At 35.6% G+C, this 20,360-nt stretch carries 25 protein-coding genes; 16 read left to right on the top strand and 9 right to left on the bottom strand.

The genetic code is table 11. The features are described from left to right. Window positions 1-24: 24 nt before the first annotated feature. Window positions 25-1,065, top strand: a complete 1,041-nt coding sequence (locus tag T323_RS0103660; RefSeq protein WP_026672066.1) for an AbrB family transcriptional regulator — start codon at window positions 25-27, stop codon at window positions 1,063-1,065. 388 nt (window positions 1,066-1,453) lie between these two features. Further along, window positions 1,454-2,971 carry an FAD-dependent oxidoreductase gene (locus T323_RS0103655; RefSeq protein ID WP_026672065.1) on the top strand — a complete coding sequence of 506 codons (1,518 nt, stop codon included), beginning with the start codon at window positions 1,454-1,456 and terminating at the stop codon, window positions 2,969-2,971. 100 nt (window positions 2,972-3,071) lie between these two features. Here T323_RS0103655 and T323_RS0103650 read toward each other — a convergent pair whose 3' ends face one another. Further along, on the bottom strand, window positions 3,072-3,908 hold the full coding sequence (locus T323_RS0103650) for a squalene/phytoene synthase family protein (protein ID WP_026672064.1): 837 nt from the start codon (window positions 3,906-3,908) through the stop codon (window positions 3,072-3,074). 207 nt (window positions 3,909-4,115) lie between these two features. Here T323_RS0103650 and T323_RS0103645 point away from each other — a divergent pair, with 207 nt between their 5' ends. From T323_RS0103645 to T323_RS0103630, 4 genes are all read left to right on the top strand, one after another. After that, on the top strand, window positions 4,116-4,637 hold the full coding sequence (locus T323_RS0103645; protein WP_026672063.1) for a CBO0543 family protein: 522 nt from the start codon (window positions 4,116-4,118) through the stop codon (window positions 4,635-4,637). A 132-nt stretch (window positions 4,638-4,769) separates the two neighbouring features. Further along, complete coding sequence (locus tag T323_RS28705) at window positions 4,770-4,913, top strand: hypothetical protein (protein ID WP_156942384.1); 144 nt, start codon at window positions 4,770-4,772, stop codon at window positions 4,911-4,913. Between the two features lie 68 nt (window positions 4,914-4,981). Then, entirely contained in the window at window positions 4,982-5,464 is a 483-nt protein-coding gene (locus tag T323_RS0103635) for a GNAT family N-acetyltransferase (protein ID WP_218971030.1), read from the top strand. Next, window positions 5,457-5,759, top strand: coding sequence for a hypothetical protein (locus T323_RS0103630; protein WP_026672061.1), 303 nt, complete (start codon window positions 5,457-5,459; stop codon window positions 5,757-5,759). The genes T323_RS0103635 and T323_RS0103630 overlap by 8 nt, the downstream gene beginning before the upstream one ends. Before the next feature lie 117 nt (window positions 5,760-5,876). On the opposite strand, the gene T323_RS0103625 is transcribed toward T323_RS0103630, so the two are convergent. Then, complete coding sequence (locus T323_RS0103625) at window positions 5,877-6,134, bottom strand: DUF2524 family protein (RefSeq protein ID WP_026672060.1); 258 nt, start codon at window positions 6,132-6,134, stop codon at window positions 5,877-5,879. A 173-nt stretch (window positions 6,135-6,307) separates the two neighbouring features. Between T323_RS0103625 and T323_RS0103620 the strand changes: the two genes are divergently transcribed. Further along, window positions 6,308-6,745, top strand: coding sequence for a cupredoxin domain-containing protein (locus tag T323_RS0103620; RefSeq protein WP_026672059.1), 438 nt, complete (start codon window positions 6,308-6,310; stop codon window positions 6,743-6,745). A 126-nt stretch (window positions 6,746-6,871) separates the two neighbouring features. Here T323_RS0103620 and T323_RS0103615 read toward each other — a convergent pair whose 3' ends face one another. Both T323_RS0103615 and T323_RS0103610 read right to left on the bottom strand, forming a co-directional pair. Further along, the gene (locus T323_RS0103615) at window positions 6,872-7,432 is read right to left on the bottom strand and encodes a hypothetical protein (RefSeq protein ID WP_026672058.1); all 561 of its coding nucleotides are present in this window, start codon (window positions 7,430-7,432) and stop codon (window positions 6,872-6,874) included. A 300-nt stretch (window positions 7,433-7,732) separates the two neighbouring features. Continuing rightward, complete coding sequence (locus T323_RS0103610; protein WP_026672057.1) at window positions 7,733-7,960, bottom strand: hypothetical protein; 228 nt, start codon at window positions 7,958-7,960, stop codon at window positions 7,733-7,735. 171 nt (window positions 7,961-8,131) lie between these two features. On the opposite strand from T323_RS0103610, the gene T323_RS0103605 reads away from it, so the two are divergent. Together T323_RS0103605 and T323_RS29720 are read left to right on the top strand one after the other, a co-directional pair. Then, complete coding sequence (locus T323_RS0103605; protein ID WP_026672056.1) at window positions 8,132-9,394, top strand: methyl-accepting chemotaxis protein; 1,263 nt, start codon at window positions 8,132-8,134, stop codon at window positions 9,392-9,394. Continuing rightward, window positions 9,382-9,534: a PDC sensor domain-containing protein gene (locus tag T323_RS29720; RefSeq protein ID WP_373279320.1), complete on the top strand. Its 153-nt coding sequence runs from the start codon at window positions 9,382-9,384 to the stop codon at window positions 9,532-9,534. The genes T323_RS0103605 and T323_RS29720 overlap by 13 nt, the downstream gene beginning before the upstream one ends. Before the next feature lie 87 nt (window positions 9,535-9,621). Here the strand turns inward: T323_RS29720 and T323_RS0103600 are convergent, their stop codons facing one another. From T323_RS0103600 to T323_RS0103590, 3 genes are all read right to left on the bottom strand, one after another. Continuing rightward, complete coding sequence (locus T323_RS0103600) at window positions 9,622-10,962, bottom strand: GH1 family beta-glucosidase (RefSeq protein ID WP_026672055.1); 1,341 nt, start codon at window positions 10,960-10,962, stop codon at window positions 9,622-9,624. Beyond that, window positions 10,955-12,478 (bottom strand): gluconokinase, encoded by a 1,524-nt coding sequence (locus T323_RS25880; protein WP_035177511.1) that lies wholly within the window; start codon window positions 12,476-12,478, stop codon window positions 10,955-10,957. The genes T323_RS0103600 and T323_RS25880 overlap by 8 nt, the downstream gene beginning before the upstream one ends. Window positions 12,479-12,687: 209 nt before the next feature. Beyond that, the gene (locus tag T323_RS0103590; RefSeq protein WP_026672054.1) at window positions 12,688-13,494 is read right to left on the bottom strand and encodes a Cof-type HAD-IIB family hydrolase; all 807 of its coding nucleotides are present in this window, start codon (window positions 13,492-13,494) and stop codon (window positions 12,688-12,690) included. Between the two features lie 71 nt (window positions 13,495-13,565). Here T323_RS0103590 and yjjX point away from each other — a divergent pair, with 71 nt between their 5' ends. The 5 genes from yjjX to T323_RS0103565 all read left to right on the top strand — a co-directional run bounded on the left by yjjX (window position 13,566) and on the right by T323_RS0103565 (window position 16,003). Then, entirely contained in the window at window positions 13,566-14,099 is a 534-nt protein-coding gene (yjjX, locus tag T323_RS0103585) for an inosine/xanthosine triphosphatase (RefSeq protein WP_245613675.1), read from the top strand. A 99-nt stretch (window positions 14,100-14,198) separates the two neighbouring features. Beyond that, on the top strand, window positions 14,199-14,456 hold the full coding sequence (locus T323_RS0103580) for a YciI family protein (protein ID WP_026672052.1): 258 nt from the start codon (window positions 14,199-14,201) through the stop codon (window positions 14,454-14,456). A 25-nt stretch (window positions 14,457-14,481) separates the two neighbouring features. Then, complete coding sequence (locus T323_RS25875) at window positions 14,482-15,552, top strand: Y-family DNA polymerase (protein ID WP_051556341.1); 1,071 nt, start codon at window positions 14,482-14,484, stop codon at window positions 15,550-15,552. A gap of 103 nt (window positions 15,553-15,655) precedes the next feature. After that, window positions 15,656-15,787 carry a hypothetical protein gene (locus T323_RS29490; RefSeq protein WP_281175705.1) on the top strand — a complete coding sequence of 44 codons (132 nt, stop codon included), beginning with the start codon at window positions 15,656-15,658 and terminating at the stop codon, window positions 15,785-15,787. A 15-nt stretch (window positions 15,788-15,802) separates the two neighbouring features. Beyond that, window positions 15,803-16,003 carry a DUF2187 family protein gene (locus T323_RS0103565; protein ID WP_035177509.1) on the top strand — a complete coding sequence of 67 codons (201 nt, stop codon included), beginning with the start codon at window positions 15,803-15,805 and terminating at the stop codon, window positions 16,001-16,003. Between the two features lie 26 nt (window positions 16,004-16,029). Here the strand turns inward: T323_RS0103565 and T323_RS0103560 are convergent, their stop codons facing one another. Continuing rightward, a complete protein-coding gene (locus T323_RS0103560; RefSeq protein WP_026672050.1) occupies window positions 16,030-17,826 on the bottom strand; it encodes an ATP-binding protein in 1,797 nt (598 codons plus the stop codon). Window positions 17,827-17,849: 23 nt separating this feature from the next. Next, window positions 17,850-18,863 carry a BMP family ABC transporter substrate-binding protein gene (locus T323_RS25870; RefSeq protein ID WP_051556339.1) on the bottom strand — a complete coding sequence of 338 codons (1,014 nt, stop codon included), beginning with the start codon at window positions 18,861-18,863 and terminating at the stop codon, window positions 17,850-17,852. Window positions 18,864-19,126: 263 nt separating this feature from the next. Between T323_RS25870 and T323_RS0103550 the strand changes: the two genes are divergently transcribed. Together T323_RS0103550 and T323_RS0103545 are read left to right on the top strand one after the other, a co-directional pair. Further along, window positions 19,127-19,501, top strand: coding sequence for a hypothetical protein (locus tag T323_RS0103550; RefSeq protein WP_026672049.1), 375 nt, complete (start codon window positions 19,127-19,129; stop codon window positions 19,499-19,501). A gap of 27 nt (window positions 19,502-19,528) precedes the next feature. Continuing rightward, the gene (locus T323_RS0103545) at window positions 19,529-20,353 is read left to right on the top strand and encodes a PIN domain-containing protein (protein ID WP_245613680.1); all 825 of its coding nucleotides are present in this window, start codon (window positions 19,529-19,531) and stop codon (window positions 20,351-20,353) included. The last annotated feature ends 7 nt before the right edge of the window (window positions 20,354-20,360 follow it).

Genomic DNA, 20,360 nt, shown 5'->3' with positions numbered 1-20,360 from the left:
GTAAGTTAGGAAGGAGAATCCTTCATGAAATCATTCGTTATCATCATGAAAACGTATAGTGTTGCTTTAATCGGTGGGTTTTTGTTTTTTTATTTTCATTTACCAGTACCGTGGCTGCTTGGTCCGTTAACAGCCGTGTTAGCTTTTCGAATATTTTTAAAACAAGAAACAAACTATCCATTATTTTTAAAAAACCTTTCTTTTATTATATTAGGTTCTTATTTTGGGTTGTCTTTTACAAGAGAAACATTTGTTCTCATCGGTCCTTATCTTCTCCCTTTTTTGTTTTTAACATTAGTCCTGATTTTTGTTTGTATTTGTAATGCATTGCTGGTCAGTCGTTGGATTGAAATGGATAAGAAAACAAGTGTACTATCAACTATTCCAGGTGGTCTTTCGGAAATGGCTGCTGTAAGTGAGTCATTACGAGCAAATACAAGTATGGTTACTATATTTCAAACGATTCGATTACTGGCAGTTGTAATTATTGTTCCATTTTTTGTTGTTCTATTATTTTCAACTCCAAATCCATTACCGGTTGACTCAATAGAACAGAATGTTTATTCTTTTTCCCTTCATTATGTTTGGTTTGTCGTAGTAGCTCTTTTTGCTTGGATATTACGAAAAATAATTGTCGCAGCTTTTGTAATTGTACCTTTATTTATAGTTGCACTCTTGCAAGTTGGTGGATTCATTCTCCCAGCTTTGCCTGATATCGTCATTTTATTTGCTCAAATGACGATCGGTATTTCCATTGGTTCGATGATGAAACCAAGTGATTTAAAGGTAGCTGGAAAGTATAGTATCGTCTTTTTTTTAATAGCTTTGGTCACGATTTTTGTATCTTTTCTACTAGGATTCGTATTTAGTCAAATCACAGACATTTCAATGGCGACTGGACTTTTAAGTGTTGCACCAGGTGGGTTAGTTGAGATGGTATTGACGGCCAAAGCGGTTGGGGCTGATCCTGCCATCGTAAGTTCTCTTCAATTCGTTAGATTGCTCATCATCTTAATTTTTGTACCTCCTTTGTTAAAATGGGCTTTTCATAAAAAGACTTTATAAATATCGAGGTGGACAATAGGCAATGCCAGCTTATTGCCCAAAGAAGCGATTAAGCGGCCATGACAACCGTTATCTGTGAACATTGCTATCGTTTTGGAACATTGGCGGACACAGGGTCAGTTAATCATAATATATCACTAGGAGTAGCGTTGCTTTTGTGTGAATAAGTGCTCCTGTGGCCGCTAAAAAACGGAACCCCGTTTAATGTTCACAAATAACGGCTGCTATGACCGCAAAAATGAGAGATGGAATCAATAGAACCTTATTGTTTGTACAAACTATTTATTAGCGTGTACAAACCTTGAATTTGTTCTTTCACGTTTGTATGTTTTTCTCTATTTTATGGAAACTTACATATAAGTGTAACGAATAGAGGGAGGAAAAGATTATGTCAGGTTTTCATCAATTACCATCTGAACCGGAACCGTATTGGAGAGAGTCGATTACGCTTGAATCGTTTCCGAAGCTGAATGATCATATTGAAACGGATGTCGCTATTGTGGGTGGAGGAATTGTTGGGATTACAACCGCCTATTTACTTTCTCAACAAGGGCTACGTGTAACAATACTTGAAGCGGGAAAGCTTGCAAATGGGACGACAGGACATACGACGGCAAAAATTACATCGCAACATGGGTTAATATATGACGAGTTTATTGAACATTTTGGAGAAGAAAAAGCAAAAATGTACTATGAGGCAAATGAACAGGCAAAACATTTTATTGAATCCATCGTTTCTAAACACAACATTGACTGTCAATTAAAAAAACAAGAGGCGTACGTGTATACAAATGCTGATGATTACATGGACAAGTTAGAAAAAGAATGGAAGGCCTATCAAAAACTAGGGATTCCTTCAGAGTTTGTTCATAATATTCCCGTACCTGTCGATATGAAAGCGGCAATTATGATGAAAAATCAAGCTCAGTTTCATCCATTGCAATATTTATCTAAGCTCATTGAAGACGTAAAATCAAATGGACATATTTATGAACAGACCACGGTGATAGACCTCGAAGAAGGGGAACGACCTATCGTGATGACGGAGGATGGGTATAAAGTATCGTGTAAATATGTTATTGCTGCCTCACACTTTCCGTTTAAAGATGGGAGAAATTTATTCTTTTCGCGTTTGTATCCTTATCGCTCGTATATTGTAGGAGTGAAAATTAAAGAAGATTATCCAGGTGGGATGTATATTAATGCCGAGAAACCATCTCGTTCTTTGCGCTCTGCTGGAAAGGATGATCGACTTGTGTTAGTAAGTGGAGAAGAACATAAAACAGGGCAAGGGATATCAATGCTAAAGCATTATGAAGCGCTAGAAACATATGCGAAAAAAGTGTTTGACGTAGAGAGCATTCCGTATCGTTGGTCTGCTCAAGATTATACAACAGCAGACAAGATGCCATATGTCGGCCAAACCTCTCATCGGCATGAAAATGTTTTTGTCGCAACAGGTTTCCGTAAATGGGGAATGACGAACAGTACAAATGCTGCATTGCTACTCACGGATTTAATTATAAATAAAGAAAATCCATTTGTTGACTTATTTAGTCCTAACCGTTTTGTTGCTGACCCGAGTGTCAGGAAAATCGTCAAAGAAAATGCAGACGTAGCGGCTCAGTTTATAAAAGGGAAACTGGATAATGTAACACGCACACCAGATGATTTAGGATTGGATGAAGGTGCACCAGTCCATGTTAACGGCAAGCGCTGTGGTGGTTATAAAGATAAAGAAGGTAATGTGACGCTTGTTGATACTACCTGTACTCATATGTATTGTGAGGTTGAATGGAATAGCGGTGACAGAACATGGGATTGTCCGTGCCATGGGTCTAGATTTTCTATTGAAGGAGAAGTTATCGAAGGACCAGCCAAAAAACCTTTAACAAAAATCTTATAATAAAAAGGTCTCCAATTAGACGCTATCGCTAATGGAGACCTTTTTACCATATAAAAAACATTTAAAATTATGCTATAGCTGTGAAGCTTTGAAAGCTATTCTATAAGATTTGTTCCTTTGCTACTCGGCCGACAATTTTTACAACTTCTGTTCGACTAAGCTTTTCTCTGCCTTTTTCAATCGCTTCTAACGTACCTTGGGCAAGGGCGTGCGGGATTTTACAAAAATTATAAATCGGTCCAGGTTTTAAGTTTTCCATATAACGCAAACCTAAAGCGAGGTTTTTACGAGCATAGCTAAACATATCTTTCCTTTCCCAACCTTCAGGGAAAAAGTCAACGCCATCTCGTTCTAAATCCTCGTCACGATTACGAATAATATTGACAGCTTGTAACCCTCGACCGAATGCGACGGCTAATTCTTGGTCTGTTTCAACATTATCATACCATGCCCATAGTTCGGATAATAATTCTCCAACTAGACCTGCAACATAATACGTATAATCGTCTAGGTCTTCTTCGTTTGTTACCTCAAACCCTTTCTCTACCCAATCTGCCATTCCCTTGGCCATAACTGCTGTATAATGCAACACATTTGGTTGTACTTCTTGTGGGCAAACAACAATCCAGTCATAAAGACGTAATGTAACGGATGGAAGAATGTGAGTAAAAGGTTTTAACAGAGTTGTTAATTGTTGCTCTAATTCTGCTTTAGGATTTTGTAACAAGTCACTAACGTTCCGTAATAATTGAATTTTTTGTTCAGCTGGAAATTGAGGGTGGTCTTCTATTTCATCAATCGCTCTCATGCAAAGATAAGCGGATGTAACTGCTTCTTTTAATTCATTAGGTAATGCGCTGATAGGAATATAAAACGTCCGACTTGTTGCTTTTAACATCTCTTTTGCTGTTTTTTGTAATTTTACTTTTTCTTTCATGTAAAAATAAACCACCTTTCGCTATGTAACGAGTATTGAAGTGTGCCAGGTCATGTCCATACTCATAATTATACACATTTATTTGCGTTCCTTCATGTGTTTTGTGAAATAACCTTTTGTTTTTCAATTTTTCTAAAGTGATAATACAGAACATTAAATTTCTTTTTAAGGGAAACGTAATAAAAAACATATAGGGATGAGAACATTATGCATGTAGTTATTACAATTATTGTTATATTGGCTGTATGGAAAAGTCGTACATATAAAAACTGGAAACTGTATCATACAACAATGCTCTATTATGCTTGTGGTAATCTTGCTTATAATTTCCTATGTGCGAATTATTTATTATGGAAATTTAATCCTGATTTTTTGGTAAATCATACAATAACAGAAATGGTCTATACTTTTGTGGTTTTCCCTGGGACGATTTTATTGTTTTTAGGGCATTATCCACAAACATTTAGGAAACAAGTGGTGCATAATGGAGTGTGGATTTTTATTTATATTGGCATTGAATACATTTACCTTGTGACGGACCGTATTTATTATCAATATGGATGGACATATTGGTGGTCTGTCATTTTGGTTGCAGTTATGTTCCCAATGTTCCGATTACATCATACTAGACCACTGTTAACTTATATTTTATCAGTTCCTATTACAATTATATTATTGTGGATTTTTGATGTGCCTGTAAATACCCCAATGGAATTAAGGCTTGAATAAATAAAGGGGTTGAAATCAAAATTCGGTGAAGTTTAATCTAGTCCTAAATAGGATAAAAGGAGGGAGTAGAAGAATAGCTCTTCAAATCATCGCATAAGATGTCAAAAGAAAAAAAGAGGAGGTTCTTTTGTCATGGGATTAGAAGGAATATGGTTTGTTATTGCGTTCATACTTCTATTATGGATTGTTTTTAAAGTGACAAAGGTCGTTTTTCGTTTTATAGCCTTTATATTACTTATCGCTGTCGCTTATTACCTTATCACGCAATTCATTTAACGTTTTTTTATTGGAGGTAGTTCTAATCGATTCTTATGCCCAACTTATGGTATTCTTACAAAAAGGAGTTGGAGCAAGTGCATTGGAGTATAAAGACCTTTGAAGAACTATCTACCCAAGAATTGTATAACATTATGACTGAAAGAATTAATATTTTTGTTGTAGAACAAGAATGTCCTTATCCTGAACTAGACGGTAAAGACATAGACGCCTATCATTTAGTTGCTCAAAGTGAAGATGGAGCCATTATGGCCTATGCTCGCATCTTCCAAAGTGGTTCTTATTATGAACAAGCCTCGATTGGTAGAGTGATTGTAAATGAAAACTACCGAGGTCAAGGACTAGGGAAACAATTAATGAGGAAAGCGATTCACTTTGTTTTACATGATTTACATGAAACCGAGATAAAAATTCAAGCACAGCATTATTTAGAAAATTTTTACCAGTCGTTTGGCTTTTTATCTGTCTCAGAAGTATATATTCATGATTTGATTCCTCATCTTGATATGCTGTATACCTATTGTCAGAATAAGGAGAAAGACTATGAATAAAAAAGTACTGAACGCGCTTGAGAACGCATTATTTGATTGGGAAATGATGCAAAAAACAAATGACGAAGACAGTGAAGAAGTAGCAGAGAGATTTGAAAAACACTTTTATGAATTTATTGACGAAGTGCAAGCTTGGTATTATTCTCTTCAAATCAAACCCCAAGACATTCTAGAAGCGGAAGAGATGGCTGAAGTGATAGAAATCCAAGAACAATTGCCTGGTCCACTACAATTAAACTTTTTAACAGAATTAGAATTTATAATAGAAGGCATTGAAAGAACACGTTTTGATTAAAAGCGATAATTAAAAATATGGATTCCAATAGATAAAAAGAAGCTACTTAAAAAGAGTTCCCTCTTAAAGTAGCCACTAAGCAACGCTTATAAAATTGCTGATTTTTTACATGTATTTTTAAATTCCACGGACCATTGTTTCTTGGACTTCGCGAATTTTTTCTTGTGCTTCGATTAATGATGCGCGTTCTTCAATTGGCGAATCTTCAATTAATGTTTCTAATTCAATCGATAAATCGTCTAACTGTTTTTGAGCAAGGGCATAGTCAGTAGGGTCATTTTCTCTTACGATTTTTACTTCCATTAGCTCATTTAAAGCAAAATCAATCGTTTCTTGAACTCGGTTCAACGTCTGAGCTACAGAGTTTGTATTCATGAAAACGCTCCTTCCACTGTTTAAATTAAAAGCTCGTTATTACTATGTCTAGTTCTATACATTTTATTCTAGTTTATTCAAATATTTTCATGACCCTTGTCTTATGTTTTAGACAAGTTCTTTCTCTTTCTCGCATATGATGAAGTAACGAAAAGGATAGAGGGGGAATTTGAGTGAGATTATGGGTGATTAACAAAAACTGGGTATTATTAGGTTTAGTTACGTTAGCTGCTCTCAGTAGTCTCTTTTTTTTAAAAACAGAGCCTATGCAAACGGTGGCCAATCCTACAAAGGAATATGTTATTAACATGGTAACTGGAGAGTTTAAAACGACAACAGAAGATGGTAGAGAAATTGAATCATATCGCTGGGATCCAGGAACCATTACTATTCCAAAAGATGAAAAAGTGAAATTAAGTATTTTCGGTGTAAATGGAAAAGAACATCCTTTTATTATCGAAGGTACTGACATCCAAGGCACAGTCAAAAAAGGGGAAGAAACCATCATTGACCTTCACTTTACCGAGGCTGGTGTTTACCGTTTAATCTGTGTCACTCATGCCTCAACTGACGACAATGGACCAATGATCGCTTATATTCATGTTAATTAAATGGTAGTGTAAATTCAAGCGTTTTAAAATGAAGGTAGAAGAAGAACACTTATCTATGTAAGTGTTCTTCTTTGCTTTGAAAGCTTATTCTAGAAAAGCGAAAAGACGCTTTCTCGGTTTTCTTAATTAAAAATTAGGTCCAAAGTATCCTTGCCCTGTTCCAAATTGTTCTTCAGGATATGAAAACCCTGTGCCGACATCGTGTGACATTGTATGTTGTGTCGGAGTACCTAAATGTGAATGAGGTAAAGGTTTCCCCATCATTTGAGAATGATGCATAGGAGTTTGGTGACCAGCTAACTGTTGGTGCATCGGTTGGGCCATTGGGGAATGTTGTGCAAAAGGAGTCGTCGGCTGTTGTGTTGGCCCCATTTGTTGGTGCATAGGCATATGCATGTGTGGCTGGCCAAATGAAGCTTGTGGCATCATTTGGCCCATGTGACCGTGCGGCATATATTGGTGGCCCATGAAAGGGTGCATTGGTTGGGCCATAGGATATCCCATCGGATTCATTTCCATACCAAACATATTATGATGGTCCATCATTTGATGATGCCCCATATGTTGAGGAGAACCAGTTGAACATGGTTGCTTCATCGGTTGTTTGCCTAGAGGGCCTTGCTTTGTACCAGCCATTCCTACTGGAGCTTGTGTTTGATTTCCACATTTACATTTATTGTTATACATAACTATCACTCTTTTCTGTTAAGATAAGATATCGTATTATTAGCCTAGCTTTGTGGAGCCTATCCCAATTGGAAATAGGCAAATATCTAAAAGAGTGAAAGTCGTATGGTAAGTAAGAAAAATGCGGAGGTCTTTTCTTTCAAGCGAAGTGCGGAACCATGACCGCTTTTGATAGTGAACCATAAGTGCTCTTCTTAAAAGGCTTTCAAAGCTTCGCTGCTAGACCAAAAATTTTATCTTTCTTATCTTTAAAAAAAGGAACGAAATTGTTTTTCGTTCCCGTATGATGAAGTATGAAGTTTATTTAGAAAGCTGGTAATTTCCTGAACGAGTTTTGTTCATTTTCCCTAATTCAACGAATTTTTCGAGAATATTTTTAATACTAGTCGTATTTTTAGCTGACTTTTCTAAGATTGGATTAGAAGCCATTAATTGACTCGTAGCATCCTCATAAGAAATTCCCTTCTTTTTTGCCTGTTTTACAATGATAAACAACTGGGCTGCGTAACCTTTTGATTTCTTCTCCATACATCTCATCCTTTGTAACTGAATTTAATTCTTACTATTTATAGTATGACAGATTAGGCAGAATATACAAGGGCAGTTATTTACCATGTAAGATTACCTATCAATATAGGTCGAATTTACCGGTATAAATGATAGGCTAAAAGAAAAACTTTTTGGGAGTGTATCGGGGTCATGACAAACTTAGGTAAAGTTATATTTAAAAGGTTACAGTCAAATATAAAACAGCCGATTGAGAAGCAACCATGTAATCTTAAAGATTTACATACTTTTATAAATGAAAGCCAAGTTGTTGCAGATCAGTTAATTGGCGCGGTGGAAGAAGTTTATATCGCCGTAAAAAGGTTAGAAGATATTGCTACTCACTCTACTGAAGAAGGAGATACATTAAAACATTCCAGTGAACAATCATTAGAACAAATTCAAGAAGCATTTGCTGGATTGCAACAAGTTTCTGCAAGTGCTGACCAAATAAAGAGTTTGTCCATTCTCATGAGTGAGCAAAGCAATGAATCAAAACTACTGATTAGCGATGTTCGAAGCTTAGTTACAAATACAACTGAGGTTATGACTAGTTTAAGAAATTATAATGTCTCAATGGAGAAAAAGATTAAAGAACTAGCAGAACAAACGACAAAAGTAGAGGAAGTAAATCAGTTTATTAAAGAAATCGTTACGCAAACATCATTATTGTCTTTAAATGCTTCGATTGAGGCGGCTAGAGCTGGGGAGCATGGTAGAGGTTTTTCCGTCGTAGCAAAGGAGATAAAAAAATTAGCAGACGAAAGTAACAATGCGGTGAAAAGGTCTTCAGATATTTTACTGGCGATCGAACATGGAGCAAGTGAAGTTGTAACTTCTGTTGAGCAGGAAAAAGGAGCCGTTTTACAAGGAATGAAAGAAGTAGATGAAATCAATCATAAAATTGAAATCATTTTTTCGAAAATAAATGCTTTACATGGAATGGTTTTACAGACGGAAGAAGATAGTAAGCAACAATCCGTTATGACTTCAGAAGCAAGTTCAAATCTTGAAATTGTTGTAGATAGTGTACATGATACATTGGCATTCGTGGAAAAAATAGTAAACGACATGTATTTGCAACATACACAAGTTCAACATATTCATTCGATTAGTGAAGCTTTGCAAGAAACATCGAATACGCTTGGAAAGTCGATTCAACGCATGGGTGTGGTGCAAGAAAATAAAATAGAAACATCGATAACGGAATCGATAATTCAAATATTAGAATTAGTTATTAATGATGAGAAAGTGATAGACTTCAGTCACCATCAGGAAATATTAGAACGTATATATAAAGAACATAAAGTAATTGAGGCCATTTGGTCTAACAAATTGGATGGGTCCTTTATCTACTCTAAGCCTGCTGCAGGATTGTTTAACGCCAAAAGAGAGAGTGGTTTATCGAGTCGATAAAAGGAGATGTTTTTATTTCACCAAGCTATATATCTGCCATTACAAAGCAGCCTTGTATTACATTAGCCAAAGCTTTCCTAGATGACAACGGGAAAATAATTGGGGTCATTGGGATGGATATTACAACAAGTTATAAATGATGGATATGAGATATTCTGTGTCGATTAACTTATCGTATCAAATGGTTTAGGACTACTAGGTGGAGACGATCTAGTAGTCCTTGTTTTTTATAAAGACATTTTATTTTGTTTTACTACGTCACGATACCAAAAGAAACTATCTTTTTTTGTTCGCTCTAACGTTTCGAAATTTACGTAGGTTAGTCCAAAGCGAAGAGAGAATCCATTCGCCCACTCAAGGTTATCCATAAGAGACCATGGAAGATAGCCTTTTAATGGAATGTCTGACTCAATAGCTCTATGGAGTTGGATGATGTGATGTTTCATAAATCTGATTCTCCGCTGATCGTGTACACGTCCATTTTCAACGACGTCATCATATGCTGCGCCATTTTCTGTAATGTAAATAGGGATCGGTCCGTAATCTTTTGTTACCCACATTAAAATTTCATATAGTCCCTCAGGGTAAATAAACCAGTCTCGATCTGTTTTTTCATAGCCAATGTCAACAGGTTCGTAATCTAATAATCCAAAGTTTGAGCGAGCTTTTACAACACCACCGCTATAGTAATTAATCCCTAAAAAATCAATGGGTTGGCTTATTGTTTCCATATCTCCCGGTTGGATGTCCACAATAGCGCCTTTATTTTTATACCATTCTGTCATTATCTGTGGGTATGCCCCTTTAAAAATCGGGTCCGTAAACCAACCGTATCCATAAGTTGCTCGTGTTGCGGCATCTACGTCTTCTTGTTTGGCACTATAAGGAGTATACCAATATAAATCTGGAGCATATCCGATTTCTCCGTCAACTCCAAGTTCTCTAAATTTTTTCACAGTTTTCCCGTGGGCAAGCATAACATGGTGTCCAACCTGTAATGCTTCCTGTAAATCAGTATTTCCAGGAGCATGGCGTCCTACATAGTTTCCAACGATTGCTATACACCAGGGCTCGTTAAATGTAATCCATTTTTTTATTAGACCATTAAACTCTGTAAACATCGTTTCAGCATATTGAACAAACGCGTCGGTCGTGTTCCGATTTGCCCAGCCACCTTCGTCTTGTAGCGCTTGAGGCAAATCCCAGTGGTACAACGTACACAAAGGTTCAATTCCATTATCAAGTAATTTCTTAACGAACATTTTATAATGATCAAGCCCAAGTTGATTCACTTCGCCTTTGCCATTTGGATATATTCGTGGCCAAGAGATTGAAAAACGGTATGAATTCACTCTTAAGTCTTTTAATAATTGAATATCTTCTTCATAACGATGGTAGCTATCACAAGCTACATCACCATTATCACCATTAAGCGATTTTCCAGGTGTATGACAAAATGTATCCCAGATTGATAATCCTCTTCCGTCTTCATTCCAAGCCCCTTCAATTTGATAAGCTGCGGTTGCTGCGCCCCATAAAAAATCCTTTGGGAATTGTAATTCAGTCATCTTCATCCACTTCCTCTCTTAATTGTTGAAATTTTGTTATGTCATCAAACGTGTAACGTAACGTGACAGCCAAAGATTGATAAATCGAGAAAAGCTGTTCGTATGCTTTATGATTTTTTTTATTCGGGTAAATTGTTTGCTCAATAGGGATATGTGGTTTTATATGTTGTAAAGATGAAACTTCATCTAGAGCATATAATGCTAGCCAAGCAGCTCCCCATGCTGAGCTTTGATGCGATTTTGGTACGATTACCTCCTTAGAAAATACATCGGCAACAATTTGTAACCATAATGGTGACCTTGCAAATCCACCACTTGCATAAAGTGAAGTTATGGTTTGTTCATCAGAAGGTAACATAGAGTCTGCTACATGATATAAGGAAAAAATAACACCTTCTAAAGCTGAGCGAACAAAGTCATGCCGTGTATGTGTTGGATTTATTCCTATAAATGTGCCTTTTGCATTTGCATCCCATAAAGGAGCACGCTCACCGTGAAGATAAGGTAAGCAAAGTAACCCATTGGCTCCAATTGAAGATTTACTAGCGTCAACCAAAAGTTGTTCATGAGTATATTTGTGGTCGAAAAAAGCTTTCATCCACTCCAATACGTTTCCTCCATTGTTTGTTGGCCCACCAACGATCCATAAATCTTTTGTAAACGCATAACAAAATGTTTGTTTTTGAGATTCTATATCGGGGGTAGAAGTGAATCGACGGATGGCCCCGCTCGTTCCAATAGTAATTGCAACATCGTTTGTATGAATGGCTCCAATTCCAAGGTTTGCTAGTGGCCCATCACTTGCTCCAAGCACAAAGCGAAAACCAGCGGGGAGCATTATGTTTTTTGCAACTTCTGGACGAAAGTTATGTAAAACAAAAGTTGGATCAACAAGAGTAAATAATTGGTGTGATGAAATACCTGCTAGCTTTAGTGATTCCTCTTCCCAACAAAAAGTATGAATGTTGAATAATCCAGTAGCAGATGCAATGGAATAGTCGATGACTTTTTCACCAAACCATTTATAAATGATATATTCCTTGATAGAAATGAAATAAGCAGTTTGTTGAAAAGTCTCAAGCTTGTTTTCTTTTAACCACATTAATTTTGCTAAAGGAGACATCGGATGCAGGGGAGTCCCTGTTTTATCATAAAGGTGGGAGTGAGAAATTGTTAGTTGATACGCTTGTGACATGCTACGCCGGTCTGCCCAAATCATCGCCGGGGAGAGGGCCTCGATTTCCTCATTCACACAAATGAGAGAATGCATTGCGGCAGAAATACCACCACATATCCATCGGGAAACTGGAATTTTACTTTTTTTAATTAAGGCTTGAATGACAAAGCGACAAGCTCTTTCGATTTCATCGGGATTTTGTTCTGCCCAGTCGATTTTTTCATGGTAAGTTGGATAGCACTGTTCTTGTTCTGCAACAACTTGACCATCTCGTTGAAACAATACAGCTTTTGCACTTGTCGTCCCAATATCTAAACCTAAAACAAATTCTTTGTCCATCGACAGCCTCCTACTTTACTAAACCGGTTTCGTTCCTTTTATTTTATCCTAAAATTAGCGTAAATTAAAAGGGCTTTATGTCATGACATAGAAAAATCCTGAAAAGGAGAAGTGTTGGTGATGAGCAGGAGGGTGAGTTATTTCACTAAAAAACATGAGGTCATCTGCTTATACTAAACAAGTGACCTCATATTTTTAAATTTATTCATTTATACGTTAAAAAATTTTTCGATAACTTTGGCGACGCCATCATTCATATTTGAATCCGTTATGTAATTGGCTTTTTCTTTCACTTCAGGTGTTGCATTGCCCATCGCAACGCCTAAGCCAGCAAATTCTATCATCGTCAAGTCATTATAGCTATCGCCGAACGCCATTACTTCTTCTTGCTTAATGCCTAAAGATTCAATTAACTGTTTTAGGCTAGCCCCTTTTGTTACACCTGATTCAGTAAATTCTAAGAAATAGGGCTTTGAACGGAGAACCGTTAACTGTCCTGCCAATTCCTTTTTTAATGTTGATTCAACATTTACTAGTTTCTCTGGGTTTTCAATCATTAACACTTTAACAACTGGTTGTTGAACTGCATTAATAAAGCTTGGTACTTCAAGTAATGGAAGTCCTGTTAGTTTGCTTTCGATTTCACTATAAGGATTGAGTTGTTCAGTAACAATTGTATCTTCAATATAAGTGTGAATCCAAACATTTTCACGCTTACTTAAGCGATATAAAGAATGTACGGTGTCTGCAGAAAGAGAACTACTATACAATTCTTTTTTCGAATTCCAATCAATTATCTTAGCTCCATTAAATGATAAAATAAAGCTGTTATGATGAGCTAGCATTAACTCTTCGGCCATTTCTTTCATACCGTATGTTGGACGTCCTGAAGCTAAAACGACTTTAACCCCGGAATCTTGCACTTGCATTAAAGCATTTTTCGTGCGTTCTGAAATCGTATGATCATCTTGTAATAGAGTATCATCCATATCAAGTACTATCATTTTATAATTCATCTGTTTGTTTCGTCCTTCCGTTATAATCTTTCCTTATTTTACTCTAAATCGTTTATAATGAGTATAATTTTATGATATTGAAAAGAGGGATATTTATTATGCTCACTATTGGTGTTGGCTCTACTAACCCAACTAAATGTAATGCAGTTGAACAAGCATTTACTCAATATCAATTCTCTTGCACCGTAAAAGGAATGGAAGTTCCCTCAGGTGTTTCACCTCAACCTTTAACAGATGAAGAAACTATTGAAGGGGCATTAAATCGAGCGAAAAAAGTGATGGAATCGGGTCCATTTGACTATGCTATTGGGTTAGAAGGTGGCGTACAAGAAACAACGTACGGGATGTTTCTTTGTAATTGGGGTGCCGTCGTAAATAAAGCTGGGGAACAAAATATTGGGGGAGGCGTCCGAATTCTATTGCCTGAAAAAATCGCTATATTGATAAAAGAAGGTTATGAGTTAGGAACAATTATGGATAATTGGACGGGTGGAAAAGAGATTTCAAAAAAACAAGGAGCCATTGGAGTATTAACAAAGGGAACGATAAGTCGAACGACAATGTTTCGTGATGTTGTAACATGTGCTTTTAACAAGTTCTTATAATTATATTATGTAAACATGTCGGAGCAAATAGTAGTTGGATCGAGATTTGGTATGATAAAATATAGAGAGAAAACGAGATAGGATAAAAGGAGAAATGATATGGCTTATTTTGCTGCTATTTTAGAAATGAAACAAAAAGAATTAAACGATTTGTATCGCCCTCAACACTTAGAATTTTTAAAACAACTAGAAAAAGAAGGGAAAGTGTATAAAAAGGGACCATTCTTAGATGGTTCAGGAGGTTTAGTTATATACATAGCTGATAATTATGATGAAGCGAAGCTACTAGCAGAACAAGACCCGTATATTATTTATGGAGTACGATCTCTTGATTTGCGTCAGTGGGGTATCGTATAAATAATTGAGAGAGGAGAAGGGGAAAGTGAACGAGAGAACGATTCTTTTAGCAGATATGAACTCTTTTTTTGCTAGCTGTCACCAAAGCAAAGACCCTTCTCTTCTTAATAAACCAGTTATTGTCGGGGGTTCGCCAACAAACAAAAGAAAAGGAATGGTTATTGCTGCTAGCTATGAAGCAAAAAACAAAGGTGTTTATACAACAATGACCGTTTTTGAAGCTGTAAAAAAATGTCCTAATGCAATTATCGTCCAACGAGACCATCCCCTATACCAGGAATACTCTCAAAAAATCATGGAATTTTTACGTCTAATTGGCGATACTGAAGTGGCATCGATCGATGAAGCTTATGTTGATATTACTCATCATATCCAACAACGGAAAAGCGCGTTACAAATAGCGCTGTATATCCAACAAACGTTATGGAAAAAGTTAAAAATACCGTCATCCATCGGAATTGGCGAAAATCGCATTATTGCAAAAATGGCTGCTGATGTAAAAAAGCCTTTTGGTATTACAATGATGGAACAAATACAGTTTTGTAGTTATTTTCACCCACAGCCTATTCATGTATTACATGGATGTGGTAAAAAAACGGAGGAAAAATTACAAAAGCATGGGATCCAAACAATCGGTGATCTAGCTTTTGCTGACCCAATTCATTTAAAAATGCTTTTAGGTCGTCGTGGAGAACTTATTCAGCGTGCCGCAAATGGAATCTCTTCCAATAAAGTGAATTCGAAAAGAGAAAAAGGAGAAAAAACGATCGGGAAAGAGAAAACTTTCAGTGAACCAACAGCCGATTATGAGCAAATTATAAGTGTAGCACAATCGATGGTTTCAACTTTGATTTCCCTTTTAGAGCAAAAAAAACTTCGTGCTAAAACGATTTCTATTGTATATAAATTGCACCGAACAGATCGAAGTCATACAAAAAATATTACAATTAATGAATCTACATGTAACCAAGATACGATTATAAAAATGGTGGAGCAGCTATACGAACAATTTCTTTTTGAAATACCAGTTACTCTATTTGGAGTAAGACTAAGTAATTTTGAGGAATTTAAATACGAACAATTAAAGTTATTTTAAAAATGAATGTCTAGTTTTTGCCATTGCACATTTTCACATTAGGATATTTCATATTGGGCAGTATAACCTTGTAGGAATATTGAGCAAAAGGAGTGAAATAAAAATGGCGAAAGAAAAGCAATATCAACCAAAGGATACGGGCAAACTAACCAATATTGATTATGGAACAAAAGAAGACAAACGGAAACAAGAAGTTGTAACACCTGAAGGTACAAAAGAAATGAAGCAGCCGTAAATAAAGGGGGAGCTTATGTCAGAAGAACAACCAATGATGTCTGAAGTCCAAATCGGGGATATCGTCTCTATTATTAAGGGAACGGAACAAGGAAAAGATGGAAAAGTAATCGCGGTGTATACGAATTCAGTTGTCGTTGAATTAGAACGAAGAGAGAAAAACGGACTACCTGCGAGAACAGTCATAAATCACAGTAAATATTCTGTAAAACCGTAAAAGAAATAGCGCTGTTTAAACCAGCGCTATTTTTCATGAAGTGGTAATGTTAATCGAAATGTTGTCCCATTATTCGTCGATTCGATTAGGTCGATTTTACCATAGTGATTTGTGATAATTCGTTGAATAATCGTTAGGCCAAGCCCTGTGCCATCTTCTTTTGAGCTTATAAAAGGTTCGAATATTTGTTCGTGAATTTCTGGGTCGATGCCAGGACCGCTGTCTTTAATATAAATATAAATCATGTTATGAGGAGCTTTTTCACTATAAATGGAAATTTGACCATGTAATCCAATAGCTTGAATACTATTTCGAATTAAATTATAAAACACTTGTTTCATTTGGTCATAATCAATAAAAATTTTATACGAGTCAATTTTCAAATCGATTGTAATGCCACTAGGACATGTTCCTTTAATAATAGGGAGAATGTCATCTAAAACTTCTTTAAGTTCGAACGGTCGAAAATTCGGTTTACCTGGCTTAACTAATAATAATAAATTTCCTACGATTTGATTAATTCGCTCTAATTCCTTTAATAAAAGTGGAAGATGATATTTGGTTCGATTTTCATTAGAAATACTGTCATTCATCATATTAATAAATCCATGAATAACGGCCAATGGATTGCGTATTTCATGGGCGGCTCCTGCGGCAACTTCTCCAAGCAAAGCTAACTTCTCAGAGCGGTGAATTCGCTCCTCTAATTTATCAATTTCTGAAATGTCAATAAAATGAAATATTCGTCCAATTACATTTTCAGTTTCATTGATTAGTGCCGTTTGTGATACAAGTAGTTTCTTTTTTGCATGTCGTGTAGTAAAAGTTGTTTTTCTAGTTTGAAAGTATTCTTTTGAAAAAAACCAATTCCAAAATTCGAGATTATCTGGAAATGCCCCTTTTGATTTAATTAAACGTTTGATTTCTTCTTTTTGCCTTTCAATGACAACTGTAGCCATATCATTGATTTGAATATCTTCTTCATTGCCTTCTACGGAAATAATCCCAATTGGTAATGAGGACAATATCTGCTCTCGAACGAGTTTCTCTTTAATTAAAGTAGTAAAGGATTCTTCGAGGCTTATCGACATTTTATTTATTGATGTTGTTAATTTATGGAGATCATATTGTTCGACCACATCAACTTCTAAACCGTATTGTCCTTTTGAAATGGATTCTACTTGGTCAAGTAGTTTTTCCATTGGTTTAGTCAAATCTTGGCTAATTCGGTAAGCAAGAATAATCGATAAAATGATGGCAATACACGTGGAAACCAATAAGAAAATTAGCGATTGCTTAATCATCATCGAAATATTATTTGAGTTTGTTGTAATAGAATAAATGGTATCATTTTCTAATGTATTTAATTCTTGCTCAATGATAAGTAAACGTGGAAGAAGTTCGTCTTCAATGACTTGTTTAGCAACTGGAATGTTGTTGTATTTTAATAGTCCTTCGACTTTATTTAAGTAAATAAAATTTAATTCTGCAAATGCTGTGTCAATCTCTTTTAACGATGAGGGGAGGTCAGTTTGTTCAAGCGCAGTTGTTATCTCGTTATGAAAATAATACTCTAATAAATCCCTCTCTTCACGCAAAAGAAACTGCTCAAGAGCATAACGGCGAATAAACGCCTCTTCTTGTAGTTCTTTAATCCAGACAAATTCTGGGATGGCTTCTTGCTCAATACCATCACTTAGTCCACCAACATTATCAATCGTATGGACGAACAGCAAAGAAACACCACTTAATAAGCACACTAACAGTAGAAAGCTAAATAATATTTTGTTTCGAAAAGATAAGGTAAAAAATCGTTGAAACATAGCTGTTAGGGCCTCCATATTACTTACTCTTCAGGAAATTCGATTTTATACTTTCCTTGATTATACTGTGCAATTTTATCGAGAACATTATTCTTTACTTCTTCAGGGACCATTTGTCCAAATGGAGCAATACGATAGATGTCATCTTTAAAATCATAAACAATATTTCCTGAAGGAATACCATTTTCTGATAAAAATTGTGTGACAATATTTTCATATTTCTTTGGTATATCAATAATTAAACTCGTTATAACATGGTCTTTTGCCATGTAAGATTGGTCATCAATATAGCCGATTACATACACATCAGCGGCTTTCGCTTCACTAATAACAGCTCGGTTATATGCATTTCCACATGTGAAAATGACATCAACACCCGCTTCGATCATTTCTTTAGCTAATATGGCAGCTTCTTTTTCGGCATCTCGAGCTTCAACAACACGATTATAAATAATTGCATTAGGATTATGCTCAGCAATCGACATCTTGAACCCAATTTCTCCTGTTGTTTCGTTTGGGTGAATAATGCCAATTTTATTTGTTTTTGTCATATAGGAAGAAATCATCCCTACCATGTACATATGAGATAGTGGGTGAGAAGAAATAACCGATTGATTAGAATACGTAGACTCCCCATTTAAGGTAACAAAATGAATCTCTGGATGATTTGGAGCAAACTCTGTAAATATAGGTGAGAACTCACGACCATGACCAATAATCAACGATTTTTCCTCATCAATAAGTTGTTGAGTAGCAGCTTTCTTTTGTTGTTCATTTTCTCTCTCACTAATTAAGTCAACTTTTACTGGAAACTTGTCTTCAATTAGTAATTTCCCTTCAAAGGCTAAACTTCCCCAGCTTTGATCATGAATATTATCAGAAGTAATTATTCCGATTGAATGATAGTTATGTGCAAACATATCATCTTCCGAAATCGTAACAACGGAGTAAATCCGAAAACCTAGAAAAACCATAACAAAGGAAGTGATTAAAATGCTAATGTAAATTAGCCTCATAGATAAATTCGCTTGAGACATCGTTTCCCCTTCTTTACTTTAAATTTATCATTTTATTATAGTTTACTATAAAAAAGGTGAAAAATGTCGAAAAATGTGTTGGGTAAAATTGTATAACTAGAAAAAAAGCTTATACAAGGTGAAAATATAGCCTTATATACATCTTTAAAATATAAAATACTTTAGTGTAAATTTTTCAATAAAATACTTTTAACATAATGACAAAATAGGATAATAAGGCTATAATATTTTTATTTACGAAATAAAAAGGAGGGACTAAAGAAATGGATTACTTGCCATTTATATTGATTGGTGGATTGGTTGGTGCATTAATCGGGACTTTTATTGCAGGGAAAAGAAAAAGTGCAATTAAAACAGATGTGAAAAGTATTTTTCCGGAGAAAAATGATTATTGGACTGAAACGATATACCAAGCAGATGACAGAATGGGTGATTTTTATGCGGTTATGTTAAAAGACTTACATAAAGTTGAAAAGCATAGAAGCACATCAACGGATTACGATGAGGTTGATTATTTTGACCCATATACAAATCCTGGCACAGATGTTGTCATCGATGAAAGCTATCATGGAATGGATCGGGGGCTTGGAATCAACCAAGACCACGATGATCAAAGTCAAAATAATCAAAATTTTTAATAGGAAGGGGGATGTACATTGATTTTAATGATATTACTGCATTTTTTACTAGACAAACTTGGTATGGGTGCACATAGCGTTGCCATTATTTATGTTCTTTCAGCATTGTTGTTAAGTTATTATTTCTATGTTAATAAACCATATTCAGTTAATAAATCAACGTCTATTTGGTTAAATATTCTTGTCGTTGGGTCAGGTCAATTTTATCTTCGCCAGTATAAGATTGGACTTATATTTCTTATCTTTCATTTAGGATTCTACTTCTCTTTAATGTTTATCGGGACAATTTTAGAAGATGGTGTGATCATGATGTTATTTGTAGCTCCTACGGTCATTTCTGCTGTCTATTCGAATTTGACAAGTAATCGAGTTCGTGAACGTCTTCACCGAAACTCAATGCAAGAAGTGGCTGTTAGAAAGTATAAATTACTTGTGCCCTATATTGAAAGAGGAATAGGTTTTGCCCCAGATACGAATATATTAATGCACCAAGCTCTAACATTAATTGCTGCTTTTTATGACAGTAATGTCCATTTATTTATTAGCAAACAAGTTTTTAAAGAGTTAGAAGGACTTAAGAAAAACAAATTACCATCTGTACGAAATCATGCTCAAATTGCCTTTGATATTATCGAATTATATCAACAAGAAAATAGGTTAGATTTATTAGATATCCCATCTTCCACTTACCTAATGAGAAACAACTTAACTAATTCTAATTCAGATGATAGAATCATTGGTTCATATTTATATGCACTAAAAGAACAACGAATTCCGATGTTGTTTTTAACAAATGATAAAGGCGCTAGAATTATAGCTCGTAATATTGGCATGCCACTCCAATCTGTATAGAAAGAGG

Origin of the sequence: Alkalihalobacillus bogoriensis ATCC BAA-922 (assembly GCF_000621445.1) — a bacterium.
GTDB lineage: Bacteria > Bacillota > Bacilli > Bacillales > Bacillaceae_F > Bacillus_AO > Bacillus_AO bogoriense.
This window is presented reverse-complemented; position numbering and strand designations above follow the sequence as displayed.